This window comes from Rhodococcus sp. NPDC057529 (assembly GCF_042802055.1).
Taxonomy (GTDB): Bacteria; Actinomycetota; Actinomycetes; order Mycobacteriales; family Mycobacteriaceae; genus Rhodococcus_F.
This window is the reverse complement of the sequence record NZ_JBHVEY010000001.1, coordinates 376,931-401,779: the sequence shown is the minus strand read 5'-3', so window position 1 is coordinate 401,779 and position 24,849 is coordinate 376,931. Positions and strand designations below refer to the sequence as shown.

Annotated in this window: 20 protein-coding genes and 1 pseudogene; 14 read left to right on the top strand and 7 right to left on the bottom strand. The window is 65.8% G+C overall.

Features of this window, described 5'->3' with window-relative positions; translation table 11 throughout:
* The first annotated feature begins 134 nt into the window (after positions 1 to 134).
* The 5 genes and pseudogenes from ACFU5V_RS01895 (at position 135) to ACFU5V_RS01875 (ending at position 4,215) form a co-directional block, all read left to right on the top strand.
* Positions 135 to 1,286, top strand: coding sequence for an acyl-CoA dehydrogenase family protein (locus ACFU5V_RS01895; protein WP_378696400.1), 1,152 nt, complete (start codon positions 135 to 137; stop codon positions 1,284 to 1,286).
* Positions 1,287 to 1,298: 12 nt separating this feature from the next.
* Positions 1,299 to 2,447 (top strand): CaiB/BaiF CoA transferase family protein, encoded by a 1,149-nt coding sequence (locus ACFU5V_RS01890; protein ID WP_378696398.1) that lies wholly within the window; start codon positions 1,299 to 1,301, stop codon positions 2,445 to 2,447.
* Between the two features lie 36 nt (positions 2,448 to 2,483).
* Positions 2,484 to 3,146: an IclR family transcriptional regulator gene (locus ACFU5V_RS01885; protein WP_378433707.1), complete on the top strand. Its 663-nt coding sequence runs from the start codon at positions 2,484 to 2,486 to the stop codon at positions 3,144 to 3,146.
* A 154-nt stretch (positions 3,147 to 3,300) separates the two neighbouring features.
* A pseudogene (locus ACFU5V_RS01880) lies at positions 3,301 to 3,574 on the top strand (hypothetical protein); the annotation flags it as partial.
* Positions 3,575 to 3,774: 200 nt separating this feature from the next.
* Complete coding sequence (locus tag ACFU5V_RS01875) at positions 3,775 to 4,215, top strand: hotdog fold thioesterase (RefSeq protein WP_378433708.1); 441 nt, start codon at positions 3,775 to 3,777, stop codon at positions 4,213 to 4,215.
* A gap of 37 nt (positions 4,216 to 4,252) precedes the next feature.
* Here the strand turns inward: ACFU5V_RS01875 and ACFU5V_RS01870 are convergent, their stop codons facing one another.
* A complete protein-coding gene (locus ACFU5V_RS01870) occupies positions 4,253 to 4,945 on the bottom strand; it encodes a MarR family winged helix-turn-helix transcriptional regulator (RefSeq protein WP_378433709.1) in 693 nt (230 codons plus the stop codon).
* 3 nt (positions 4,946 to 4,948) lie between these two features.
* A complete protein-coding gene (locus ACFU5V_RS01865; protein ID WP_378696395.1) occupies positions 4,949 to 6,613 on the bottom strand; it encodes an AMP-binding protein in 1,665 nt (554 codons plus the stop codon).
* Between the two features lie 174 nt (positions 6,614 to 6,787).
* Between ACFU5V_RS01865 and ACFU5V_RS01860 the strand changes: the two genes are divergently transcribed.
* Positions 6,788 to 8,884: a 3-hydroxyacyl-CoA dehydrogenase NAD-binding domain-containing protein gene (locus ACFU5V_RS01860; protein WP_378696741.1), complete on the top strand. Its 2,097-nt coding sequence runs from the start codon at positions 6,788 to 6,790 to the stop codon at positions 8,882 to 8,884.
* Positions 8,884 to 10,029 carry an acyl-CoA dehydrogenase family protein gene (locus ACFU5V_RS01855; protein WP_378696393.1) on the top strand — a complete coding sequence of 382 codons (1,146 nt, stop codon included), beginning with the start codon at positions 8,884 to 8,886 and terminating at the stop codon, positions 10,027 to 10,029. The genes ACFU5V_RS01860 and ACFU5V_RS01855 overlap by 1 nt, the downstream gene beginning before the upstream one ends.
* Before the next feature lie 82 nt (positions 10,030 to 10,111).
* Here the strand turns inward: ACFU5V_RS01855 and ACFU5V_RS01850 are convergent, their stop codons facing one another.
* From ACFU5V_RS01850 to ACFU5V_RS01835, 4 genes are read right to left on the bottom strand one after another with little or no spacing between them, the layout of a single operon-like run.
* The gene (locus ACFU5V_RS01850) at positions 10,112 to 11,482 is read right to left on the bottom strand and encodes an MFS transporter (RefSeq protein ID WP_378696391.1); all 1,371 of its coding nucleotides are present in this window, start codon (positions 11,480 to 11,482) and stop codon (positions 10,112 to 10,114) included.
* Between the two features lie 37 nt (positions 11,483 to 11,519).
* Entirely contained in the window at positions 11,520 to 13,082 is a 1,563-nt protein-coding gene (locus ACFU5V_RS01845; protein ID WP_378696389.1) for a long-chain fatty acid--CoA ligase, read from the bottom strand.
* A 20-nt stretch (positions 13,083 to 13,102) separates the two neighbouring features.
* Positions 13,103 to 14,041, bottom strand: a complete 939-nt coding sequence (locus ACFU5V_RS01840) for an amidohydrolase family protein (RefSeq protein ID WP_378433714.1) — start codon at positions 14,039 to 14,041, stop codon at positions 13,103 to 13,105.
* A 32-nt stretch (positions 14,042 to 14,073) separates the two neighbouring features.
* The gene (locus ACFU5V_RS01835) at positions 14,074 to 15,435 is read right to left on the bottom strand and encodes an MFS transporter (RefSeq protein WP_378433715.1); all 1,362 of its coding nucleotides are present in this window, start codon (positions 15,433 to 15,435) and stop codon (positions 14,074 to 14,076) included.
* Positions 15,436 to 15,644: 209 nt separating this feature from the next.
* Between ACFU5V_RS01835 and ACFU5V_RS01830 the strand changes: the two genes are divergently transcribed.
* The 4 genes from ACFU5V_RS01830 (at position 15,645) to ACFU5V_RS01815 (ending at position 20,255) form a co-directional block, all read left to right on the top strand.
* A complete protein-coding gene (locus tag ACFU5V_RS01830; RefSeq protein WP_378696387.1) occupies positions 15,645 to 16,346 on the top strand; it encodes a helix-turn-helix domain-containing protein in 702 nt (233 codons plus the stop codon).
* 294 nt (positions 16,347 to 16,640) lie between these two features.
* Positions 16,641 to 18,422 carry a bifunctional 3-(3-hydroxy-phenyl)propionate/3-hydroxycinnamic acid hydroxylase gene (locus ACFU5V_RS01825; protein WP_378696385.1) on the top strand — a complete coding sequence of 594 codons (1,782 nt, stop codon included), beginning with the start codon at positions 16,641 to 16,643 and terminating at the stop codon, positions 18,420 to 18,422.
* Positions 18,419 to 19,282 carry an alpha/beta fold hydrolase gene (locus ACFU5V_RS01820; protein WP_378696383.1) on the top strand — a complete coding sequence of 288 codons (864 nt, stop codon included), beginning with the start codon at positions 18,419 to 18,421 and terminating at the stop codon, positions 19,280 to 19,282. The genes ACFU5V_RS01825 and ACFU5V_RS01820 overlap by 4 nt, the downstream gene beginning before the upstream one ends.
* Positions 19,283 to 19,313: 31 nt before the next feature.
* Positions 19,314 to 20,255 (top strand): 3-carboxyethylcatechol 2,3-dioxygenase, encoded by a 942-nt coding sequence (locus ACFU5V_RS01815; protein WP_378696381.1) that lies wholly within the window; start codon positions 19,314 to 19,316, stop codon positions 20,253 to 20,255.
* A gap of 411 nt (positions 20,256 to 20,666) precedes the next feature.
* Here the strand turns inward: ACFU5V_RS01815 and ACFU5V_RS01810 are convergent, their stop codons facing one another.
* The gene (locus ACFU5V_RS01810; protein ID WP_378696379.1) at positions 20,667 to 21,557 is read right to left on the bottom strand and encodes a LysR family transcriptional regulator; all 891 of its coding nucleotides are present in this window, start codon (positions 21,555 to 21,557) and stop codon (positions 20,667 to 20,669) included.
* A 181-nt stretch (positions 21,558 to 21,738) separates the two neighbouring features.
* Between ACFU5V_RS01810 and ACFU5V_RS01805 the strand changes: the two genes are divergently transcribed.
* Genes ACFU5V_RS01805 through ACFU5V_RS01795 form a run of 3 tightly spaced genes read left to right on the top strand, consistent with a single transcriptional unit; the run spans position 21,739 to position 24,840 of the window.
* On the top strand, positions 21,739 to 23,220 hold the full coding sequence (locus ACFU5V_RS01805) for a sodium:solute symporter (protein ID WP_378696377.1): 1,482 nt from the start codon (positions 21,739 to 21,741) through the stop codon (positions 23,218 to 23,220).
* A 28-nt stretch (positions 23,221 to 23,248) separates the two neighbouring features.
* Positions 23,249 to 23,884 (top strand): TetR/AcrR family transcriptional regulator, encoded by a 636-nt coding sequence (locus ACFU5V_RS01800; RefSeq protein ID WP_378696375.1) that lies wholly within the window; start codon positions 23,249 to 23,251, stop codon positions 23,882 to 23,884.
* Positions 23,881 to 24,840: a C-terminal binding protein gene (locus ACFU5V_RS01795; protein ID WP_378696373.1), complete on the top strand. Its 960-nt coding sequence runs from the start codon at positions 23,881 to 23,883 to the stop codon at positions 24,838 to 24,840. Before ACFU5V_RS01800 ends, ACFU5V_RS01795 begins: the two co-directional genes overlap by 4 nt.
* Positions 24,841 to 24,849 lie beyond the last annotated feature (9 nt).

Here is a 24,849-nt window from a genome sequence, read left to right as displayed (position 1 = left end):
TCGAGTACCCCCTCCTGCGCGTGGGACACCGGCGCCTCTGGACAAATTCGGCGTTCTCCTTCATAGTCGATATGCCACCAAGTGGCATTGCTATTTCACTAGATGGCAATTTTGATCTTCCGACAGGAGTTCCCGTGACCGATCAGCTGCTCGATGCCGCCGAGTTCCGTTCCACAGTCCGCGCGTTCGCCAACCGTGAGATCCACCCCGGCGCCGCGTTCCGCGACGAGACGCGGGAGTTCCCGGCGGAGCTGGTGAAGCGACTGGGCGAACAGGACCTGATGGGCATCTCGGTGCCCGAGGAGTTCGGCGGACTCGGCCTGTCCACCAGGACCCAGCTGATCGCCATCGAGGAGGTGGCCCGCACCGACGCCGCCCTCGCCTCGATCTACACCGCGCACTACCTGGGGCTCGAGCCGATCCTCGTCGGCGGAACCGAGGAGCAGAAGCGCCGGTGGCTGCCCCGGCTCGCCTCCGGTGAACTGCTCGCCGGGTTCGCCCTCACCGAACCGGACGCCGGCTCCGACATCGCGTCGATGCGCACGACGGCACGGCGCGAGGACGACGGGTGGCACCTGTCGGGATCGAAGACGTACATCTCCAACGCCAAGGAGGCCGACCTCGTCGTCCTCTTCGCCAAAACCGATCCGTCGGCAGGCTTCCGCGGCATCACCGCGTTCGTCCTCCCCCAGGGCACTCCCGGCGTGAGTTACTCGGAGCCGCAGGACAAGCTGGGCATCCGATCGGCGCCCACCTACACCGTGTACCTCGACGACGTCGTCCTCCCCCACGACGCCGTGGTGGGCACCGAGGGTCGCGGCGGCAACATCGCGCTCACCGCCCTCAACCGCGCCCGCATCGACGTGGCCGCGATGGCGAACGGAATCGCGCTGCGCGCTTGGGAACTGGGCCGGTCCTACGCGGCCGAGCGCAAACAGTTCGGACACCCCATTGCCGAATTCCAGGCGATCCAGTTGCTACTGGGTGCGTGCGACGCACAACTCGTCGCCTCCCGGGTCACCGCGGACTGGGCGGCGGACGTGAAGGACGCCGGCGCCGACCTACGCCGCGCCGCGTCGGTGTCGAAGTACGTGGCGACGGAGGCCTGCTTCTCGATCGTCGACCAGACCGTGCAGATTCACGGCGGCGCCGGGTTCATGCGCGAATCCGAGATCGAACGCCTCTACCGCGACTGCCGGATCCTCCGGATCTTCGAGGGCACCTCGCAGATCCAGCTGCTCACCATCGCCGCCAACGCGCCGTCGCCGCGCTCGACCGAATTCTGAGAAGGGCTCGTCATGCCTACCCTGCCTCCCCTCGACGGCATCCGCGTCGTCGATCTCTCCCGCGTCCTGGCCGGACCGTACTGCACGGCTCTGCTCGCGGACGCCGGCGCCGACGTCGTCAAGATCGAACCTGCCGTCGGCGAGGACTCGCGGCACCTCGGCCCGTTCCGCGACGGCGAGAGCATCTATTTCAATGTGCTGAACCGCGGAAAGCGCTCACTGGCACTGAATCTCAAGGACGAAGCGGATCGCGCCGTGTTGTTCGATCTCCTCGACACGGCAGATGTTCTCGTCGAGAACTTCCGGCCCGGCGTGACCACCCGGCTCGGCATCGACTACGACACCGTCCACGCCCGCAATCCCCGGCTCGTGTACGCGTCCATCTCCGGTTTCGGGCAGGGCGGGCCTCTCGCGGGCGCGGCCGCCTACGACCTCGTCGTGCAGGCGATGTCGGGGGTCATGAGCATCACCGGTTCCCCCGAATCCGGCCCGACCAGGCTCGGAGAGTCGTTCGGCGACCTCGTCGCGGGACTGTTCGCTGCGTGGGGCATCAGCTCCGCCCTCGTCGGCACCCGGGAATCGGGTGTGGGGCAACACCTCGACGTCGCCATGTTCGACAGCATGCTGGCGATGCTGCCCACCGCGCACAGTCAGCTGCAGGCCTCCGGGGTCGCGCCGGCGGGAGTGGGCAATCGGCATCCCGTCTCCACCCCGTTCGACACGTACCGGGCGGCGGACGGACTGTTCGTCCTTGCCGTCGCCAGCCAGTCCGGGTTCGAGAAGCTCGCGCACACCATGGATCGCGCAGACCTTCTCGGCGACGACCGGTTCGCCGACGACACCTCCCGCACCGATCACGAACCCGCCCTGCGCACCGAGATCGAGATCTGGGCGAAGGACAAGACGGTCGCCGAGGTGGTCGCGATCCTCGGCGCGGCCGGATTGGCGAGCTCCGAGATCTGGAACGTCGAACAGGCGTTGTCGTCCGAGCAGAGCAGGCACCGGGGACTCGTCGAATCGTTCGAGCATCCCGTTGCGGGAACCATCGACTACGTCCGGCAGCCGGTCGTGTTCGGCGACAGCGCACGCCCCCGAGTCCGCCGCAGCCCGCTGCTCGACGAACACCGGCAGCCCCTGCTGTCCGAGATCTCCGCACGGTAGATTCACGCCGACACCCGCGACCGTCAGGAGAGACCCATGGCCCCCGGAGAGGTGACCCGCAGCGCGAGCCGCACCTTCGAACTGCTCGGCGCGATCACCGAGCAGGGCGGGCTGACGCTCGGTGACGCCGCGAAGGCCGCTGGTCTCGCCACGAGTACCGCGCTGCGCCTGATCCGCAGCATGGAGCAGAGCGAGTTCCTGGTCCGCGGCGACGACAACGTGTACCGGGCCGGGCCGCGGCTTCTCCAGATCGGCGCCCGGGCGATCAGCGACAACCAACTGCTGTCCCGGGCCCGGCCCGCGATGGTCGCGATCGCGGAGGGAACCCGCGAATCCACGTACCTGTCGACGCACGGCCCGAAGGGCACCGCCCTGTATCTCGCGCAGATCGAGGGCACCCACGCCATCCGGCACATGGGATGGGTCGGGCAGACGGTGCCGCTCGACGGCACAGCCGTCGGCGCCGCGCTGCGGGGCGACCTGCAGAGCGAGGGATACGCGATCGCCCACGACACCATCGAGGACCACTCGACGGGTGTGGCGGCCCCGATCTACGACGCTGTCGGGCGGATCGTGGGCGCGCTCAGCGTCATCGGGCCGACGTTCCGCCTCGACGACGCGCTGTGCGCGCGGCACGGTCTCGTCCTCGTCGAACACTGCCGTGCGCTGTCGGCGGAACTGGGCTCCCCCGCTACGTGATCGGCGCGTGACACCGGGCACACCGACGGGACGGTCGGCGCACCGTCGACGGTGACAGGGGTCTCGCCCGAGAACTCGAGCGGGCCGGTGGACCCGCACGGCAGGTCCGTTCCCCCGATCACGGCGTCGACGATGTCGATCGAACGCCTCACCGCTGATCGACGAACTAGTGCAACGCATCCGCGCCGACGTCCGCACTCGCCTGTCGCCGCGACACTGTCCCCGACGAGGTCATCCTCGCCCCCGGCATCCCGCACACCCGCACCGGTAAGAAGTTGGAGATCCCCGTGACCGGCATGCTCGCCGGCCGTGACGTGAACGTCGACCCCAAGTCCGTCGACGATCCCGACCTCCTCGCCTGGTACGAGGAACAGGGACGCACGCACTGTGGTACGCCATGCATCGGTACGCCATGCATCCGAATGTGACCCGCGGCCACTCAGAGGTCGCCCGTCCGGGCATGTCCACTCGGCCGGCTCGAGGACGACAGCGTGGCCGGCGACCGACGCGGCGGGTGAACTTGGGGGCTTACCGAGGAGAAATCGTTCACCCCATCGACATTGAAATCTGCCCGGTCGCCCACGTATGATCAATTGTCAGATCACTGACAATCTTGAGAGGCTCCTGCATGAACATCGACAGTGCGATGACCCCCTTGCCGGACGAGGTCGCACTTGCCTTGATGGCGGGCGATCGGTGCGCACAGTCCCACGGCATCGAGTGCCGAGAAATCGACGAGGGGTTCGCCGTGATGGCGATGACCGTCCGCGAAGACATGGCCAACACACTCGGAATTTGCCACGGCGGAATCATTTTCCTGCTCGCGGATACTGCGTTGGCATATGCGGCCAGTGCATCGAATCAGGCAAGTGTGACGACTACGGCCAATATCTCCTATCCTGCCGCGGCACGGACCGGAGACAATCTGCTCGCCGAGTGCTGGGTGTCGCACCAGGCGGGTAGAGCGGGAATTTACGACGTAGTGGTGCGCAGAGACGACGGACAACTCGTAGCGGTTTTTCGCGGTAACACCCTTCGGACCGGGGCACAGATTTTGCCCGCCGATTGAACGCTGACTGCGGTCGAAGCACGCTGTCCGGAAATAGCTACGGCGCAGCGTGTTTGGAGTGCTTTATCTGGGTAGCGACCCGATCGAGCAAGTTCTTGAGCAGGTCGCGTTCTTCGGGGCTCAGACAGCCGAACCATTCGGTTTCGAGTTCGTTCTGCTCAGTGAATGCCTCGTCGATGGCTTCGAGGCCTTTCGGGGTGAGAGTGACCGAGACCAGCCTCCTGTCGGTGCTCGAAGTGCGCTCTCGTTGTACGAAGCCATTGCTTTCGAGGTTGGACAGCACGCTGGATGCGGTTTGGCGAGTGACACCGGCCAGTCGGGCAATGTCGCGGGCTTCGATTTCGCCGAACAACCAGATCATGTACATGAGGTGGAATCCGCTCCAACTCCATCCATGCGGACGGTGGATCCGGCGCTCCGATTCCTGCATGTGCGCGTTCGAGACACGGATGATGGTCAGCCCAAGGGCGACCGCTTGGTCGTCGAGTCCTGCGTGACGTTCGCGGGTCAACCGCGCAGCAACCTCACCGAACTCCGAGCCCCTGACCGCCGACGCGGAGATGCCAGCGGAACCGGTCGGAGGAGCTGAGCCCTGCTGCGCCTTTGCCATGGCATGCATGATATTGCCTGGCCGATTGCTCCTGTCGGGCACGGTGCGGGTACGAGCGGCGTCGGCTACGATCTCGGCGCGACCCCGGGTTGATGTAGAGGCGGCGGCAGCGCGGTTCATGGCTTACTCCTTGTATACGTGGTCTGCGGTGCGAAGCGCGCGCCGCAGAATCTTCCCACTCGACGTTTTGGGCAGGTCCGGGAGAATCTCGATCACTCGCGGATACTTGTAGGCGGCCATTCGCTCACGACACCACGCTGTCAATTCGTCCGCGGTTGCGTCTGTTCCGGGTTGGAGAGCAACCACGGCCTTGACCGTCTGTCCTCGGTACGGATCCTCGATACCGATGACAGCAGCTTCCCGTACCGCCGGGTGCTGGTAGAGGACGGACTCGACCTCCCCGGGCCACACCTTGAATCCGGAGGCGATGATCATGTCCTTGATCCGATCGACGACGTACAACATGTGACGGTCGTCGAGGAGCCCGATGTCACCGGTGTGGAACCACCCGTCACGTAAGGCTGCGGCGGTCTCGTCCGTCTTTCTCCAGTAGCCGGTGGTGACGATGGGACCGCGCACCAGGATCTCGCCACGCTCGCCAGTCTCCACGGTCGCACCGGCCTCGTCGACGATGCGCAGTTCGACATCAGGGAATGGCAGGCCGTTCGCCAGCGCAGCGGTGACGTCATCGACCTCGCCTCGCTGCCCGGGCGGCATGAGAACGCATGCGGCGGAGGTTTCGGTGAGACCGTAACCATTGCGAATGTAGTGGCCGAAGTGCTCTTCGAACCGGTCCACGACCGCCGGAGACAGCGGTGCTCCGCCGGCCAGCAGGATCGTGAAGGACGAGAGGTGTTCACGGCTTGCACCTTCGGTCGCCATGAGTGCGGAGTAGGCGGTCGGGGGTCCCACCGTGAAGTGGGGGCGATACTCGGTGAACAGGTCGAGGGCAACGGAGGGAACGAACCGGTACGGCAGAATCAGGGTGCCGCGAAGGATGAGCGATTGCACCAGTTCGACGACGAGCCCGGTGATGTGAAACAGCGGAGCCATGGCAAAGATGCGAACACCGGCCGGAAGGCCGAGCGACTCGGCGGTGCCCACACCGCCCAGTAGAAGGTTGGCGTGCGTGAGCATCGCCCCCTTGGGTGGGCCGCTGGTGCCCGATGTGTAACAGATGACTGCCAGGTCCTCGGGCCGCGTGACGGCGAGAGCCGTACCGTTCGGCTTCTGCGTGTGAGCGACCTCGATCAAGTCGTCGACACCGGCGTGTACGCGACGCTGGACGGGACCGAACACCGCAGGCAGGTTCCGCGTCTGGAAGTCGAGTTCACCGGTGGTCACGGTGACCCGGACCGCGGTGCCCGTGATGACGTCACCGAGTATGCCGGCGTACCCCTCCTCCGAACACACCACGACCACGGCACCGCTGTCGTCGAGCAACTCACGCACCTCACGCGCGCGGTACATCGGGTTGACGGGGACGATCACGCAACCGGCCTTCCACGCCCCGAGCACGGTGATCACGAAGTGCGGTGAGCTCTGCAGTTGGACAGCCACCCGGTCGCCCGACACAACACCATGAGCCTGCAAGTAATGGGCGAAACCGGTGGCGAGTCGATCGAGAGTCGCGTAGCTCAGCTCGCCGTCGAAATAGGCGATCACCGCCCGATCCGGGACCCTCCGAACCGCTTCCTCGAACATCTCCGGCACGGTGTTCGCAACGAGGATCGCAGGGCCGGAATCATCAGTGGTCTTCAGAAGACGTCCTGCGCTCGTATGTGTCATTACCTATCCCCGTTGGCTGCGGCTCCCGCGAGTCGGCGGGACTTACATCAGCAGTATTCTTGTCAGAGGTTTGACAGTCAATAGTGCGACACTCTTTTATGTGAGAGTGATCCCACTGCCGAGTTCCCCCACGTACCTGGCTCCGAATCCGATTCCCCCGCCACCTGTGTCGCCATCGAACGCCGCTCCTCCGTCGCGGTGTTGCAGATAGCGAACCCACCCGTCAACGCCCTCGACCAGCCCACTCGATCGGCCCTTCACGCTGCCTTGACACAGATCGAGCACGATGATTCCGTGGCGGCCGCAGTGCTGACGGGTGCGACGTCGTTCTTCAGTGGCGGTGCCGATCTGACCGAATTCGACGCAGGAACAGCTTTCGCCTCTCCCTCCCTGCACCGTGATATTCACACGCTCCTGGATTCCATGCAGACGCCGGTGGTGGCCGCACTGAGCGGCTACGCATTAGGCGGTGGTTTGGAGTTGGCCCTGGCCTGCCACTACCGAGTCGCCGAGCCAGACGCACTGCTCGGGCTCCCGGAATCGACACTGGGATTCATTCCTGGCGCTGGTGGCACCCAGCGGCTGCCCCGGGCGATCGGAATTCCTCGGGCGCTCGCCGCGATCGTGTCCGGGAAGCGATTCACAGCGTCGGAAATGGCCGACACCGCACTCATCGATCAACTGTATGACACAGAGTTGCTGGACCGGGCGGTGGCGTTCGCCGCCTCAATAGCATCTGCTCGTCCCATTCCCCGATTGCGGGACCGCCCGATCGATGTCGGATGGGATGTCGATTCTCTGGATCGCCTCGCCCAGGACCTCATGACCTCCAACGTAAATACGTCTCGCCGTATCGCCGTCGCGGCGGTGCGTGCGGGACTGACCTGCCGCACCTTCGAGGAGGGTTGTGCCAGCGAGGAGTCGCTGTTCTTGTCGCTGATGTCCACCGACGAGGCCGCGGCTGCCCGCTACCGATTCCTCTCCGAGTCGTCCGTCGCCTGGCCGCGCCGGTTCGGCGAGCGTGCCCGACCGATCACGCGGGCCGCGGTCATCGGTGCAGGCACGATGGGACGGGGGATCGCCCTGTCTCTGCTCTCCGGAGGTCTCGAGGTCGCCATCCACGACACCTCGGTGCAAGGTCTGCAAGCCGGTGTGACCGCGGTCCGTGATTCGCTCGAACGAGCGGTCCGCAAAGGCACCCTGCCGAGACTGGAGGGCGACATGCGGCTGTCTCGCGTACGGGCCGCGGAAAGCCTCGACGAACTCGCCGAGGCCGACATGATCATCGAAGCTGTCTTCGAGAACCCTGAAGTCAAGCAGGACGTCTTCCGCGCGATCGGCGCCATCGCCAAACCTGAAGCCGTGCTCGCTACCAATACCTCGACCCTCGACATCGATCCCATCGCTGCCGCGTCCGGCCGCCCCGCCGACGTGGTTGGCATGCATTTCTTCAGCCCGGCTCAGATCATGCGGTTGGTCGAGGTCATCCCTGGCACTGATACGGGCGAGGCCGCCCTCGCCACAGCGCTGACACTCGGGAAGCGGCTCGGAAAGATTCCCGTGATCGCCGGCAATGACGACGGCTTCATCGGAAACCGGCTCGTGGACAAATACCTTCGGCAAGCACTGCAAATATGCGTCGAGGGCGCGGCACCCTGGCAGGTCGATGCCGCCCTGCAGCGCTGGGGGATGTCCATGGGCCCGTTCCGGATGATGGACCTCGTCGGAAACGACATCCTGCGGCAGGCCCGAACGGCTTCACCGCACCGGCCCGACATCGGCAGGGACTGGGCGATCGCGGACGCGGTGTGTGAACAGGGCTGGTTCGGACGCAAATCAGGCAAGGGCTGGTACTGCTATGGCGATTCCGCCACACCGAATACGGATGTGACGGCCATGGTGCGTGAACACGCGGCAGCAAGGTCCATTCCGGCGAAAGAATGGCGGGACGACGCCATCGTCGACCGCTGCATCTTCGCGTTGGTGGCGGAAGGGGCACGCGCCCTCGAATCGGGGGTGGCTCTCCGCGGAGCCGACATCGACACCGTTTTCCGCCAGGGCTACGGCTTTCCGCCAGCCAAGGGCGGCCCGCTGTTTCACGCCGACCTCGTCGGCCTGGCCGGCACCGTCGAGCGTATGGAGCGATTCCGATCGGCCACCAACGATCCGTTCTGGGAACCTGCGCTACTGCTCCGCGACCTCGCCGCGACGTCGTCACGCATCAGCGCCTTCACCAACACCGACCGCACCAACGAGAACGAGGACCTGTGATGCACCGCCCCGTCTACACCGCCGACCACGACGACTTTCGCACCGTCGCCCACAATTTCGTCGACCGCAGCCTGCGGGCGAACGAGGAGAACTTGCTCCGGGCGGGGATGATCGACCGTGCGATCTGGTTGGATGCCGGCGCCCACGACCTACTGGGTTTGCACGTCCCCGAGGAGTACGGCGGCGCCGGCGTCGACGATTACCGATACAGCGCAGTGCTCGGCGAAGAGCTCGGCAAGTTCACCGCCGGCGCGGCCTCCTCGTTCGGCATCCATGTCGACTGCGCCGCCCCGTACCTCGTCGAGCTGGGCACCGACGAACAACGGCGGCGTTGGCTGCCAGGATTCTGTTCCGGCGAGATCATCACCGCGATCGGAATGACCGAGCCCAGCGGTGGCTCGGATCTGGCGGCCCTGAAGACGACCGCGATCGCCGACGGTGACGATTGGATCCTCAAAGGCTCGAAAATCTTCATCACCAACGGTATTCAGGCAGACCTGGTCATAGTGGCAGCACGGACCTCTCCGGAGAAGGGAGCCAAAGGGATCACCCTCTTCGGGGTGGAGGCTGGAATGGCGGGCTTCGTTCGCGGACGCAAACTCGACAAGGTCGGCCAGCTCGACTCCGACACGGCGGAGCTGTTCTTCGACGACGTTCGGGTACCGGCGACCAATGTGATCGGGGAGGTCGATCGCGGTTTCGTCGCAATGATGGAACGACTTCCGCAGGAACGGATCAGCGGCGCGGTGAACAACATCGCCAACGCCGGCCAGATCCTCACGGAAACCATCGGGTACGTACGCGAGAGGAAGGCGTTCGGCCAGGCTGTCGGGTCGTTCCAGCACAATAAATTCCTGATCGCCGAGCTGGTCACGAAGGTCGAGATCACCCAAGCCTTCGTCGATCGGTGCATCACCGAACATGCCGCCGGTCAGCTCTCCGCGGTCGATGCGGCGAAAGCGAAATGGTGGACTGCCGAGGTGCAGAACCAGGTGCTCGACGCGTGTGTGCAGCTACATGGCGGGTACGGCTTCATGAACGAGTACCGTGTCGCGCGTGCGTGGAAGGACGCCAGGGTGACCAAGATCTGGGCGGGGTCGAACGAGATCATGAAGGAATTGATCGGCCGCGACCTCGGACTGTGACCACGCTCCTTCCCGCTCACACGGAAGCACCCTCTCGCCCCGGCGGGAGGGTGCTTCCCTGTGCCCGGACGGTCTGTCGCCGTCAGCGAGCCGGTACCGTTGGTTCCTCGATGCTGGCCGGTGCGACAGTTTCTGGGGTCTCAGGGTTTTCGCTGAGCCCGCGGTAGCTGCGATCGAGTAGGAACACGAAGACTCCTGCGAGGACGAGCACGGCCCCGAAGAGCCGGTACAGATCGACCGGCGCCCAGCCCAGCTTCAGCAGGTAACCCGTGAGGATCGGGGCGACGATGGAGATCAGCCGTCCCACTCCGATCATCACTCCCACCCCGGTACCCCTGATGGCTGCCGGGTAGATCGACGGGCTGATCGCGTAGAAGCCGGCGATGCCCCCGTTGGCGAACATCCCGACCGCGACGGAGAGCACCATGCCGAGGGCGACGAGCTCGAAACCCGCAGCGTAGGCCACGAAGGCCACGGCACCACCGAACATCAAGATCATGTTGGCCAGCCGTGGCCGTAGCACGAGCGTCAGTGCCGCGAAGCCGAGTGCGCCGATCACCCCACCGACGTTGATCAGCACCCCGGCGGTCACCCCGATGTTCGGGTCGCCGGTGGCGTCCGTGAGGAGCTTCGGGGTCCAGGTGTTGGCGAAGTAGAAGGCTGCGACCAGGCACGAGTAGCCGAGCCACAACAGCACCGTCCGTCGACCCATGACCCCGGCGAACAGACCAGAGCGTACCGAGCGGGCAGCGCTGGCAGTGGTTGGTTCGGGCAACGAGGTGGACGCTTGGTAGCCGAGGCGAGCTGCGATCTTGTTGTACTGCGAGAGCGCATTCTTCGGCCGCTTCTCAATGAGGAACTCGGTCGACTCGGGCAGGGACCGGACCACGATGACCAGCATCAGCGCCGTGATCGCGGTACCGAAGACGAAAGCTGATCGCCACCCGTACTGGGCGATCAGTACCCCGGAGATGGCGCCGCCGATCGCGACACCGGCGGGCAGGCCGATGCCGTAAACCCCGAGCGCTGTGCCCCGGCGCCTGTCGGAGCTGTTCTCCGAGACGAGGATGTTGAGATTGGCGACGAGTCCACCGATTCCGATTCCGGCGAATGCGCGGTAGACGATCAACTGTTCGAGATCGCCGGCGATTGCGGACAGGCCCATCCCGATCGTGATCAGTACCAGGCACGCGATCGTCGTCGGCCGGCGCCCGATCTTGTCGGCGAGCGGCGAGAGGAGGAACGCACCTGCGGCCATCCCGATCAGCCCGGCGCTGAGCAGGTAGCCGACCTGGACGGCGTCCAGATTCCACTCCTTGCTCAGGTGCGGGGCCACGAACGCCATGATCAGGATTTCGAATCCGTCGATCATGCTCAGTACGAGGCAGATCGCGATCGTCTGTATCTGGTATCGGCGCATCGGTTGCGTGCGGATATGGGTCCGAATATCCATTCGAGGTACTTTCTGGAGTTCTGACGGAGGCGAGAATTCACGTCCGGGTATCTACCGGCGTGGATTCACGTCCAGTTATCTGTTCGCGCAGTTGATATTTGACGATTTTTCCCGACGGGTTTCGCGGCAGCCCGTCGACCACGTGAAGCTTGGTGGGCAGTTTGTACCGCGCCAGGCTTGCGCTTCCGAATTCACGCAGCTCCTCCAGCGTCGCGGCGTCGTGACCGGGCCGGAAGGTGACGACGGCGGTCACCGCCTCACCCCACCGCTCGTCCGGGACACCGATGACCGCGACGTCGGCAACAGCGGGATGTCCGTGGAGGACGCTCTCGACCTCCGCGGGATAGATGTTCTCCCCACCGGAGATGATCATGTCCTTGATGCGATCGACGATGAACATGAATCCGTCCTCGTCGCGGTATCCGACGTCGCCGGTATGGAACCATCCTTCCGGGTCGATGGCGCGGGCGGTGTCCTGCGGCCGATTCCAGTACCCGGTGGTGACGTTCGGTCCGCGTACGCAGATCTCGCCCTGCCGATGTGGTTCGTCGAGGGTGCGCCCCTCGGCGTCGACGATCTTGACGTCGGTCAGGATCGGCGGTGTCCCTGCGGAGCCCAACTTGGTCAATGCGTGTTCGGCGACCAGGAATGTGGCGCTGGGGGCGGTCTCGGTGAGTCCGTACCCTTGCAGGATCTGGATGCCACGGCCGGCGTAGAGCCGCAGCAGCGCCTCCGGGACCGGGGCGCCGCCGCAGATCGCCATCCGCACACTGCTCAGGTCCGCGTCCGCGAACGCGTCGGTCTGGCTCATGAATGAGAAGATGGCGGGGACACCGAACATCGTCGTGACCCGGTGCCGCTCGATGGCGGTCAGGCACTCGTCGGCGTCGAACGATCGCTGCAGAACGACCTCACCACCCTTGAACCAGGTGGTGAAGGTGGTCACGTTCAATCCGGCAATGTGAAACAGTGGCGCGGCGACGAGGGTGACGTCGTTCTCGAGCACATCGAACTGCGAGAGCAGGTTGATGTTGCTCCACCACAGGTTGGCGTGGCTGAGGATCACACCCTTCGGGCGGCCGGTGGTACCCGAGGTGTACATGATGATCGCGGTGTCGTCTGCACCAACCCGGTCTGGGGCCGAAAGTGGGGCATGCGTTTTGATCAGATCTTCGTAGGGGTCCCAGCCGTGCGCTGCCGTTCCGATCCCGAGGTAATCGCGGACGGGCAAGTCGGGGCGGATCCGAGTGATCGCCGGTTGATGCGCACTGTCGGCGACGAGGGTGTGTGCGCCGGCGTCTCGGATGATGTAGGCGAGTTCGGGTCCCGCGAGGCGAAAGTTCAACGGGACGAACACGGCGCCGAGTCGTGCGGCGGCGAGGAGCGTCTCGAGGAAGGCCGGCTGGTTCGCGCCGAGGAACGCGATCCGATCACCCCGAGACAGGCCCCGGGCGCGCAGTGCCGCTGCCAATCGGTCGACCCGGTCGAGAAGGGCGCCGTAGGTCAGAGTGTTGTCCTCGAAGGTCAGCGCGCTCCGATCGGCTGAGCGCGCGGCGCGGGCTCCGAACCAGTGGCCGAGGCCGATGTCCGGCGAATTCATGGGCCTTCTTCCTTCTTCCTTCAGCGTGCGGCGGCCGGGGTGGTGGCCAGCCGCGGGAACAGGGACTCCGCGTTCGCGCGGTTGATCGCCGTGTGGTCGGCGTCCTCGTAGTCGTCGAAGGATCGGGTGAACGACGTCGCGCGGGCCGCGGGCGCGTACGGCCAGTCGCTGCCGAAGGTGATGTGGGTGGGGTCGGCGAAGGCCAGCAGGCTGGGCAGCGCGTAGGGCGAGCCGGACAGTGCGGTATCGAAATAGAATTTGCGCAGGATGCGCAGACCGTCTTCATCGGTTCCCTGCGGGGACGCCACGTTGGCTGTGCGTTGCGCGGCGTAGGGCAGGAAGCCTCCGGCGTGAGAGAGGATCACCTTCAGGTTGGGGAACCGGTCCATGCAGCCGCTGCGGGCGAGGTTGAGGGCGGCCCGGGTCGTGTCGAGCAGAAAGTCTGCCGCGTAGGGCGGCAAACCCGGTACCGGATCGGCCGGCAGATGCGAGGGATGGACGAAGACGACGGCGCCGCGTCGGTCCAGTTCCTCGAGGAGAGGGTCGAAGGCACTGTCGCCCAGGTAGATTCCCTTCGAGTTCGCGAGCAGGACGACACCGTCGGCATCGAGATTGTCGAGGGCGTATACCGCTTCTTCCAGCGCCCCGTCCACGTCCGGGAGTGTCACAGTGGCGAAGAACCCGAAACGGCCCGGATTGTCGGCAACGACTTGGGCGGTGAACTCGTTGAGTTCGCGGGCCAGAGCACGTCCTTCCGTGACGTCGTCGGCTGGTTCGACGCCCGGAGTCGACACCGACACGATCGCCGTGTCGATGCCGTTTTCGCCCATCAACTCCAGTGCGCCCTCGGTGCTCCATTCGGGAATCGCCCGCCCACCGGCGGTCAAGCCCTTGTCGAGGAGCCAACGGCGGTAGCGAGGTGGGACGATGTGTTGGTGGGTGTCGATGCGGCCAGGCATGGTTTCTCCGTTCGAGGTAAAGGAAGCGCGAGTCAGCGGGTGACGTCGACTGCGGGGATGGATGAGGCGGACTTGGTCCCCGGTGTGGTCGGGTAGGCGGAGGTCCTCGGCTTCGGCACCATCGAGATGACGACACCACCGATCAGCGCCGGAACTGCCAGCGCGTAGAACTTCGCATCGAATCCGAGGCCGGCTGCGACGAGCCAGCCGAGATACATCGGACCGAGGATGCCGCCCACGCGGCCAACGGAGAGGTTGAGGCCGAGGCCGGTGGAGCGGACGCGGGCCGGATAGTAGGTACCGACGAATGCGTTGATCAGTGTTTGCAGCCCCGTGGTACCGAGGCCGACGACCGCGACGAGAAGGTACGCCACGACGACGGGTGGGGTGAGGGCCAAGGCGACCAGAGCCGCTCCGGCGGTGATGAAGGTGGTGGTCACCACCACCTTCTGCCCGAACTTGTCGGCGAGTTGCGCAGCGGCCAGCACACCGACCACGGCGCCGCCCTTGAGGGCGATGAGGAATCCGAGCGACGCGGTCAGTCCGTAGCCGGCCGAGCGCATCAGGTCCGGCAACCAGGTGCTGACGCCGAACGTCACGAGGAGGCAGAAGAAGGTGGCGATCCAGAACAGCACGGTGCCGATCCCGCGACCGTCACCGAATACCAATGCGAATCGGTTGCGGCGGGCCTCGATCGGTTCTTCGACGGATTCTGCGGTGGTGAGCGTCTGGGGCAGCGGAAGCTGGTGACGGCGCGCGAGTTCCTCGGCTTCCGCTGTACGTCCCTTGGCGGCGAGCAGGGCGATCGATTCCGGCAGGTACCGGAGCAGGAACGGCAGGACGAGGACCAGCGGCAACGCACCGACCAGACACATGGCGCGGAATCCGAACGTGGGTACCAGCCAGATGGCCAGGGCGCCGGACAACATGCCACCGACCCCGACCCCGATGAATCCGAGGGCGGTGTTGCGGTTGCGGCGGTCCGCCGGTGCGAATTCGATCAACGTCGCGGCCACGGTGGGCATGACGGCGCCGGCGCCGAGCCCGACGAAAAAGCGTAGTACCAGGAAGATTTCGGGATTCGGTGCGAACGCGGATAGGCCCATTGCGGCGGAGAACGTGGCAACCGCAGCGATGATCACCGGGCGCCGCCCGATTCGGTCGGCGAGTCCGGCGGCACTGAGTGCGCCGCAGAGCATTCCGATCACCGACGCCGATCCCATGTAGCCGATCATGGCCGGCGTCAGTGACCAGGCTTCATAATCGCGCAACGATGGTACGACGCTGCCGAACATCGCCAGGTCGTATCCCTCGGTCATCAGAATGGCGAAACAGACCGCGATGACCGACCAGCTTCCGCCACCGCGAAACACAGCCCTTTTCTCAGTGCTCATCAGAACTCCAGATGTCGCCCGCCCGAAGACGGGATGGAATGAGTACGCGCGGTGCGCGTCTACGAGGGCCGTCGTGTACGCGTCGCGCACCTACGGTGACATCGGTCACGCAGAATGTCAATAATCTGACAGTCAGATACCTGCCCATCCTCGAACCGGCCGTGGCGCGGCGCCGACACCCCGACCCCCGGCCCGTCATACAGTGAGTTGTGGCTACTTCCGAAACGAACTCTTCGCCTGCCCGGGCGGCAGGCGCGCAAACTCTTGCCCGCGGCCTTCGTGCGCTCGAGTTGATCGCCCAGACTCCGGGCGGAATGACGATTCAGGATGTCGCGGACGAATTGGGTGTCCACCGCAGCATCGCCACCCGACTCCTGTCGACGGTCGCCGAGTTCCGCTTGATCAACCGCGGACCGGACGGCCGCTACCGCGCCGCTGGAGGATTGGCCGCCCTGGCACGCGAGGTCTACGCCGGATTGCGCGATCAGGCCACCCCGCCGATGCGTCAGCTGGCCAATACACTCGGTGCGAGCGTGGCATTGTTCGTGGCCGAGGCCGAGGACGCCGTGGCTGTGGCTGTCGTGGAGCCGGCCGATGCGCCCCTCAGGGTGGCTTTCCGGCAAGGAGGACGCCATCCGCTCGATCGCGGGGCCGCCGGATATGCGCTGCTCGCGGCCCAACCGGAGCGGCCTGGTGAGAATCCGCGGGTCACGGAAGCACGCCAGCGCGGGTATGTCATCAGCTTCGGCGAGGTCGCGCCCAGCTTCTGGGGCCTCGGCGTCCCACTGACTCGGCCGGTCAATGAGCAGGCCGCATGCCTGACGCTGATCAGCGCTTCCAGGGAACTGGTCGAGAGCGCTCCGGACTCCCTCTTGAAGGTGGCGACCGAGCTCAGCTCCTACGCGATCTAGCACACCACGAACGGGTCGGCATCGAGCCGGCCCTCCCGCTCCTCGGCCCGCATCGGCCATCTTTCCGGTGCGGGCCGAGGTGTTTCCATACCCCTCCAGAGTTGTCAGAGTATTGACAAACAGGGGTGTGTCCGTGTTCACATAGACATCGTAACGTGCAACTAACGCTCAACATAGAGCGAAATGCGATCACTCCATCGGGCCGGATGGTAGTTCCTCGCAAGTGCACTGGCTACGATATCGTCAAATAATGATCGCGACTGTGCGATATTTGCACATGCTAGGTAGGGAGTTATGGACACCACCCACGACAGTGACGTTCTCATCGTCGGGGCCGGCCCGGCCGGCCTCATGCTCGCGAATATCCTCGGCATGTATGGCCGCACGGTGACCGTGCTCGAAGCACTGGACCAGCTCATCGACTACCCTCGCGGCGTCGGACTCGACGACGAGTCCTTCCGCACCATCCAGGCCGTCGGACTCGTCGATACCGTTCGCCCACACACCAATCCGCAGCACATCATGCGACTGGTCAACGGTGCCGGGAAGGTCATGCTGGTGAACAACCCGCAGACCGACGAGTTCGGGTGGGAACGCAAGCACGGGTTCATTCAGCCCGAGGTCGACCGCGCCCTCTATGAGGGCCTGGCGCGTTTCCCCCACGTCCAGGTGCATTTCGGGCACCGCGTCGAGAACGTCGAGGAGGACCGCGACTCGGTCACGGCCATCGCCGTGGTCACAGGCATGGACGGGAAGACGGTGGAGCACCGTTTCCACGCCCGCTACCTCGTCGGCTGCGAAGGGGGCAAGTCCCCTACCCGCAAGCGCCTCGGCGTCAGCTTCGAAGGTGAATCCCCCTCCACTCGCTGGCTGGTCGTCGATGTCGAGAACGATCCGTTGGGGACGCCGAACGTATTTCTCGGCGCCGACCCGAAGCGTCCCTACGTCTCCATCGGCCTTCCGCACGCGGTTCGCCGGTGGGAGTTCATGCTGCACGAGGGCGAGACAGAGGACCAGGTCACCGATCCCAACTACGTGAATGCACTCCTCGCAGAGCATGTTCCGGATCCCGCGTCGCTCGACTTCATCCGCCGCCGGGTGTTCACCCACCACGGCCGGGTCGCCTCGAGCTTCCGCACCGGGCGGCAGATGATCGCCGGCGACGCAGCACACCTGATGCCGGTCTGGATGGGTCAGGGCTGGAACTCCGGGATGCGTGATGCGACCAACCTCGGGTGGAAGCTGTCGGCGGTGCTGTCGGGGCAGGCCGGCGACGCTCTCCTCGACACCTACACCAGCGAGCGCAAGGACCACGCGCAGGCGATGGTGGACCTGTCGCTGACCTTCGGCAAGTTCATCAAGATCACCAATCCGATCGCGGCCACCGCACGCGACGCCGCCTCCTCGGTGCTCAATCGGTTCCCCCAGGTCAAGAGCTACTTCGCCGACATGCGGTTCAAACCGATGCCCCGCTACACCCGCGGCGTGTTGGCTGATCCCAGCACGCAGGAGAGCGGACGGGCCCGGGCCAGGATCACCAGCAAGCTCATCCCCGTCCGTACCGCGAACACCACCGTTTCCCCGGTCGGCGTGCAATTCCCGCAGCCGCGGGTGAACACCCGCGGCTCGGCGAACATCCTGCTCGACGACGCGATCGGCAACTGGTGGACCGTCCTGGTCTGGGGCAACAACCCGAAAGATGTTCTCCCCCAGCCGTCACTGGAGAAGCTGGCTGCTCTCGGTGCACGGCTGGTCGCCGCGGTCCCCGAGACCCAACGCGAATGGGCCGAACAGTACATGGACAACGACGTCCTCGTCGTCGGCGATCACACCGGACGGCTCAAGAAGTGGTTCGACGACCGTCCCACTCCACTGGTGTTCCTGCGCCCCGACCGATTCGTCGCCGGCGCCTGCCTGACCCAGCACGCCCCCGCCACCCTCGACGCGATCCTGCACGCCATGGCGTTCACCGGGAGCCCCGCGGCCACCCTCCTCGACGACGCACCCGCACCGCCATCCGACTCCGCCGCCTCGCCGTCCCACCCCCAGCCCACACAGGAAGAACTCGCCTCATGACCACCACCGCAATTCCCTCGTACATCACCGATTCGTTCTTCGGGCTCGAGGACAAGTGGATCGAGACCGCGCCCGGCGAGCTCACCCATTACCACGAACTCGGCGAGGGCACGCCGATCCTGTTCCTGCACGGGTCCGGAACCGGCGTCACGGCTGCGGCGAACTGGTGGCTGAATTTGCCGACGATCAGTGAGCACGGCCGGTGCATCGCCATCGACTCGATCGGCTACGGCCAGAGCGTGGTCGCCGACGGCACCGAGTACGGCATCAAGGAATGGGTACGCCACGCCGTCCGGGTTCTCGACTCCCTGGGCATCGAGAAGACCTGGATCGTCGGAAACTCCCTCGGAGGTTGGCTCGCTTTCCAATTCGCGATCGACTTCCCCGAACGACTGTTGGGCATCGTCTCGATGGGCACCGGCGGCGCCACACTCACTGGTGCCCTCGCCGGACACGCCAACCCGACCCTCACCGAAGAGGGCATCCGCAAGACCCTCGAGCTCTTCGTGGTCGACAAGTCACTCGTCACCGACGAACTGGTCGCGCTGCGATATCAAGCCGCGCTCAACGACACCGCCTCCGACCGTCTCGCCGACGTCGTCGCCGCCCGCGACCGCGACCGGCACGCACTGCCGCTGGACTTCGGCGTCCTGGCGAAACTGAACATCCCCGTCCTGCTCATTCACGGCACCCAGGACGTCGTCATCCCGGTCTCGCGCACCTGGGATCTCCTCAACGTGATCCCGCACGCCGACACGCACATCTTCAGCCAGTGCGGCCACTGGTCGCAGGTCGAGCGAGCCGATGACTTCAACGCCGTGATCACCCGGTACCTCAACTCCCACGGCGTCAGCCGGTGACCAGCGCCCAGGGCAGAAAGGAAACTCGGTCATGACACAGGCATTGGTGTGCATGTCGCACAGCCCGCTGCTGCACCACACTCACCCACCCGCCGAAACGAAGGCCGCCGTCGAAGCCGCGTTCGAACAGGTCCGCGCGTTCGTCCGCGACTTCGATCCGGACCTGATCGTCAATTTCGGCCCGGACCACTACAACGGCTTCTTCTACGACCTGATGCCACCGTTCTGCATCGGATATCAGGCCACCGGCACCGGTGACTACGACTCGTTCTCCGGAACACTGGACGTGCCCACCGAGATCGCAGAAGGACTCGCCCAGCACGTGATCGACCGCGACATCGACGTCGCGATCTCCCGTCAGATGGTGGTCGACCACGGCGCCGTGCAGCCGATGGAGATCCTCTACGACGGTGACGTCGCGGCGAAACCCGTTGTTCCAGTGTTCGTCAACTCGGTCGCCCGCCCCTTCGCGAAAATGTCCCGGGTCCGCCGATTCGGTCAGGCCGTCGGCGAATTCTTCCGGGACTCCGACAAGAAGGTGCTGTTCATCGGTTCCGGTGGTCTGTCGCACGATCCGCCGGTGCCGCAGATCGCCACCGCCACCGAGGCCCAGCGCAAACTCCTTACCGACGGCCGCAACCCCACTCCGCAAGCACGTGCCGCCCGGCAGGCCAACACGATCGCCACCGCCGTCAAGTTCGCCGCCGGAGAGGCCGACATCATGGACCTCAACCCAGATTGGGACCGGGAGTTCCTCGACGTCTGCCGGTCCGGCCGGCTCGAGGACTTCGACAGCTACACCGCCGACGAGATGGACGCCACCGCGGGTCACTCCTCGCACGAGGTCCGCACCTGGGTTGCGGCGTACTCCGCGTTGAGGGCGTGCGGTCCATACACCGTGGACTATCAGTTCTACCAACCGATCAAGGAGTACATCGCCGGTTTCGCCATCACTACCGCTCGGCCGCACTGACAACGACCTGTGCTTCGGCTTCTCGAGGGCCGCGTGTCATGCCGCAGGCCTACGGTGTCACCGAACAACACCTCGATCCCCGCTGTCGGTCAGCGCTCGTGTGATGCTCGGTGCGGTGGTGTGCACGGCGGGCCCGACGCTCCGGATGTCGACCTACCTTGACGCCGCTGCGCTCGAGAAACCCACCTTCTTCGTCGAAGAATGCCGAATCATCGGAAGCCATGATGTCCGCACCCTGACCAAAGAACTCGAGAGCAGCCGCCGATGCCCTCGCACAATCCTCCAGTAAGTGCCCCAGTGCGAGCGCGACCACGATCTGGCCCTACGCACCGTCGGGAGCGCAGACTCGCCCCTTGCCCGCCTTCGCGCTTTCTGCAGGGACGGGTTGATGTCCTCGCCGGTGAGCGACGGTCAGCTGTCCATGCTGGTCCGGACGAACTCGCGGAACGTGAGGACCATCGGTTCGCGGGCCCGGCCGCGCCGGTAGATCAGCGAGAACGGCGCCTGGTAGCCGAACGACGCGGGCAGGATCGGGCGCAGCCGGTTCCGGTCGACCCAGTACTCCGCGTAGTGCTCGGGCAGGTAGCCGATGTAGGCGCCGGACAGCACGAGGATGAGCTGCGCCTCCATGTTCTCCACCGTCGCCGAGGGTTGCGGGAATCCCTGGCGGGCGAGTTCCTGCTCGGACCAGTAGCCGCGGGTCACCATCCGCTGTTGCGTGATGACCTCCGGCGGCACCCGCTTCCTGCCGAACAGCGGATGTTTGTCGCTGCAGTACAGCCAGTGCTGCTCCCGGTGCAGAGCCTGGGAGACGAGGCCGTTCATCGGTGACGCGAACGCGCCGACCGCGACGTCGATCCGGTCGTCGAGCACCCCGACCTGCAGCTCGTGCGGCGTCTGGATCTTGAGGTCGAGGTAGACGGCGGGATGGTCCTTGCTGAACACGCCGATCACGTCGGCGAGCGGCAGGGTGGCGTCGGTGACGGTGGAATCGAGAACCCCGATGGTGAGGGTGCCCCGCAGTTCGCCCTGCAACGCGGCACCGTAGCGTTCGAAGCCCTCGAGCTCCCCCAGGATGCGGAGGCATTCCTTGTGGTAGAGCTCGCCCTTGCTGGTGAGACCGAATCCGCCCCGGCCACGGTGGCACAGGACGATGCCGAGGTGGCGTTCGAGCTGACTCATGTACGTGCTGATCGCCGAGGCCGACAGTCCGAGTTCCTGCTGGGCGGGCGCGAACCCCTGGTGCCGGACGACGGCCGCGAAGATCTGGAGGAGCTTCAGATCGGGCAGCGCGCTGCGCATCGTGCTCCTCCGGCGGGGTCGAAACAGGGTGTGAGCTGGTTCGCACCATTACTTCACGATTTTCTGAAGCGATTATTTGTATCAAGTGATTTATTTCACGTCAATGTTCTCCTACCGTCTAGGGCAACGGTCTGACGAGACCGGCACCGACCGATCCGCTAGGACACGTGAAGGACGCACCATGGACATCACCATCATCCTGATCTACCTGGGCGCGATGCTCGCGTTCGGCTGGTGGGGCAAACGCAGGGCGAGCAACTCCAGCGAATACCTCGTCGCCGGCCGCCGCCTCGGCGGATTCCTCTACACCAGCACGATGGCGGCGGTCGTCATCGGCGGCGCCTCCACCGTCGGCGGCGTCGGCCTCGGCTACAAGTACGGCATCTCCGGAATGTGGCTGGTCGTGTCGATCGCCGCCGGCGTGCTGCTGCTCAGCCTGCTCTTCGCGGCAAGGATCCAACGCCTGAAGGTCTACACCGTCTCCGGGATGCTCAGACTCCGCTACGGCATCGACGCCACCGGCGCGTCCGGTCTCGTGATGATGGCATATACCCTCATGCTCACCGTCACGTCCACGATCGCCTACGCCACCATCTTCAACGTGCTGTTCGGCTTCGACCGGACGCTGTCGGTGGTCCTCGGCGGCCTCATCGTCGTGGCCTACTCCGCGATGGGCGGCATGTGGTCGATCACGCTCACCGACGTCGTCCAGTTCGTCATCAAGACCATCGGTGTCTTCGTCCTGCTGCTGCCGTTCACGTGGAGCAAGGCGGGCGGGTACGCCGGCATCAAGGAACGCGTGGGCGAACAGGCACTCGGGCTCGGCACCATCGGCACCGGCACCATCGTCACGTTCTTCGTCGTCTACACCCTCGGCATCCTCATCGGACAGGACATCTGGCAGCGCGTGTTCACCGCGAAGTCGCCCGAGGTCGCACGGTGGGGCGGCGTCACCGCCGGCATATACTGCCTGCTGTACGGCGTCGCCGGCGCACTCATCGGCCTGGCCGCATCCGCCCTCATGCCCGACATCGGTTCGTCCGACGACGTCTACGCCGACGTCGCCGTCCACGTCCTGCCCGTCGGCCTCAGCGGCATCGTCCTCGCCGCCGCGGTGGCCGCGATGATGTCGACCGCGTCCGGCGCGCTGATCGCGACCGCCACGGTCGCGCGGCAGGACGTCCTTCCGCTGGTCGCCCAGATCTTCGGCCGCACCCGACCCGAACTGGACACGTCCGATCCGGAAGCCGACGTGCGCGGCAACCGCCTCTACGTGATCGTGATCGGCCTCGTCAGCATCGTGATCGCCGCGCTCATCAACGACATCGTCTCCGCGCTGACCATCGCCTACGACATCCTGGTCGGCGGGCTCCTCGTCCCCATCCTCGGCGGGCTGGTCTGGAAGCGCGCCACGGGCACGGCGGCCATGGCGGCCATGGCGGTGGGCACGGTGGCGACCATCACGACGATGTTCGTCGTCGGCGACGTCATGGCCAACGAACCGGTGTACGTCGGACTCGTCAGCGCCCTGGTGGTGTTCGTGGCCACCAGCCTGTTCACCGCACCCACCCCGGCCGATGTGATGTCGGTGTGGAACGCGCGAGTGTCGGGAAAGGCCGAGGACGAGGAAGAACCGGAGCGGGCCCCGGCACCGATAGCCTGATTGGCGACAGCGCGTACTACCGGGAGGAATGATCGTGCCGAAGATCGTCGACCACGACGAGCGGAGACAAGCGCTCGCCGACGCCGTTCTGGCGTTGATCGCCCGGGAGGGAATCTCCGCCGTCACCACGCGAGCGGTGGCGGAGGAGAGCGGATGGTCGACCGGAGTGCTGAACCACTACTTCGGGTCCCGCCACGAACTGCTCCTCGCGGCGCTTCGCCGGGCCGGCGACATCCAGGGCGAGTTGTACCGGGTGATCCTCGAGGAGGAGGGCGCCGGTCCGATCGAGAAGCTGCGGAACATCACCGCGAGCATCCTGCCGCTCGACGAACGCCGACTCGCGATGACCCGCGTCTTCCTGTTCTTCTATGCGGAGGGGGCGGCCGAGGACACGGCCCGCGGTGAGATCGCGGGCTTCCTCGCCCGCTGGCGCGGCGTCGTGCGAGAGGCGGTCGTCGCCGCACAGCGGGAGGGCATCGTCTCCGCCGACCTCGACGCGGACGCCGTGACCGTCGCGCTGGTGGCGCTGACCGACGGGCTCGCACTTCAGGCCATTCTGGATCCCGTTGTCATGGAAGCGATCAGCACCGGGGACGCGGCCGCCCGCTGCGTCGACGCCGCAGTGCGGCGGACCACCGAAGAAGCGGGAGCGGTGGGCACATGACCGACCGTGTCGTCGTCCTCGACGACTTCATCCCGGCCGACGTCCTGTCCGATTCTCTTGCTGCCGCTGGCATTTCCGCGGCGGTGGTCCGTCAGTCCGAGTTCCCTTCCGGACCGGGTGTCGTCGCGCTGCTGGTGGGTCCGGAAAACACCGGACTTGAGTCGCGTCACCTGTCGGAACTCCCGGATCTGCGCCTGTTGTCGGCCACCTCCGCCGGGTACGACCACCTGCCGGTGTCGGCGGCGCACGAACGCGGCCTGTGGGTCACGCGGGCTGTGGACTACTGCACCGAGGAGGTCGCGGACCACGCGTTCGCGCTCACCCTCGGGCTGCTCCGATCCACCCACACCCTCGACGGTTCCGTGCGCGCCGGCGAATGGGACGTCACCGCGGCGGTGCCGCGGCGCATCGCCGGAACCGTGTTGGGCCTCTACGGCTTCGGCCGGATCGCCGGCGCGTTCGCGCGCCGTGCCCGAGCCGTCGGCATGACCGTGCTCGTCAGCGGCCGCGGGTTGGGCGACCGCGCCGCCGAACTCGCGGCCGACGGCATCGAGGTGGTCGGGTTCGAGGAACTGCTGCGCCGCTCCGACGTGCTGAGCCCGCACGTTCCCCTGACCCCCGAGACGCGCGGGCTGATCGACGAGCGTGCGCTGTCGAGGATGCGGCCCGGCGGGTATCTGGTGAACGTCTCCCGCGGCGGACTCGTCAACCACGACGCGCTCGGGGCCGCACTGCGCAGCGGGCACCTGGCCGGGGCGGCCGTCGACGTTCTTCCGAACGAACCGCCGGCACAGGATGATCCGATCCTGCAGATCCCGAATCTCGTGATCACCCCGCATGCCGCGTGGCACTCGCCGCAGGTCGCGCGCACGCTGGCGGAGCAGTCGGCCCGCAACATCGCCGCGGTCCTGACGGGCGAATCCCCGGTGGGAGTCGTTGCCCCACCGGGGATGTGATCGCCCCTG

Excerpts from the sequence above, each read along its gene's own strand:
- ACFU5V_RS01865 (WP_378696395.1), bottom strand. The coding sequence starts at position 6,613 with ATGACACATACGAGCGCAGGACGTCTTCTGAAGACCACTGATGATTCC.
- ACFU5V_RS01845 (WP_378696389.1), bottom strand. The coding sequence starts at position 13,082 with ATGAATTCGCCGGACATCGGCCTCGGCCACTGGTTCGGAGCCCGCGCC.
- ACFU5V_RS01890 (WP_378696398.1), top strand. The coding sequence starts at position 1,299 with ATGCCTACCCTGCCTCCCCTCGACGGCATCCGCGTCGTCGATCTCTCC.
- ACFU5V_RS01800 (WP_378696375.1), top strand. The coding sequence starts at position 23,249 with ATGATCGTGCCGAAGATCGTCGACCACGACGAGCGGAGACAAGCGCTC.
- ACFU5V_RS01805 (WP_378696377.1), top strand. The coding sequence starts at position 21,739 with ATGGACATCACCATCATCCTGATCTACCTGGGCGCGATGCTCGCGTTC.
- ACFU5V_RS01815 (WP_378696381.1), top strand. The coding sequence starts at position 19,314 with ATGACACAGGCATTGGTGTGCATGTCGCACAGCCCGCTGCTGCACCAC.
- ACFU5V_RS01885 (WP_378433707.1), top strand. The coding sequence starts at position 2,484 with ATGGCCCCCGGAGAGGTGACCCGCAGCGCGAGCCGCACCTTCGAACTG.
- ACFU5V_RS01875 (WP_378433708.1), top strand. The coding sequence starts at position 3,775 with ATGAACATCGACAGTGCGATGACCCCCTTGCCGGACGAGGTCGCACTT.
- ACFU5V_RS01820 (WP_378696383.1), top strand. The coding sequence starts at position 18,419 with ATGACCACCACCGCAATTCCCTCGTACATCACCGATTCGTTCTTCGGG.
- ACFU5V_RS01870 (WP_378433709.1), bottom strand. The coding sequence starts at position 4,945 with ATGAACCGCGCTGCCGCCGCCTCTACATCAACCCGGGGTCGCGCCGAG.
- ACFU5V_RS01825 (WP_378696385.1), top strand. The coding sequence starts at position 16,641 with ATGGACACCACCCACGACAGTGACGTTCTCATCGTCGGGGCCGGCCCG.
- ACFU5V_RS01795 (WP_378696373.1), top strand. The coding sequence starts at position 23,881 with ATGACCGACCGTGTCGTCGTCCTCGACGACTTCATCCCGGCCGACGTC.
- ACFU5V_RS01835 (WP_378433715.1), bottom strand. The coding sequence starts at position 15,435 with ATGAGCACTGAGAAAAGGGCTGTGTTTCGCGGTGGCGGAAGCTGGTCG.
- ACFU5V_RS01850 (WP_378696391.1), bottom strand. The coding sequence starts at position 11,482 with ATGGATATTCGGACCCATATCCGCACGCAACCGATGCGCCGATACCAG.
- ACFU5V_RS01855 (WP_378696393.1), top strand. The coding sequence starts at position 8,884 with ATGCACCGCCCCGTCTACACCGCCGACCACGACGACTTTCGCACCGTC.
- ACFU5V_RS01840 (WP_378433714.1), bottom strand. The coding sequence starts at position 14,041 with ATGCCTGGCCGCATCGACACCCACCAACACATCGTCCCACCTCGCTAC.
- ACFU5V_RS01810 (WP_378696379.1), bottom strand. The coding sequence starts at position 21,557 with ATGCGCAGCGCGCTGCCCGATCTGAAGCTCCTCCAGATCTTCGCGGCC.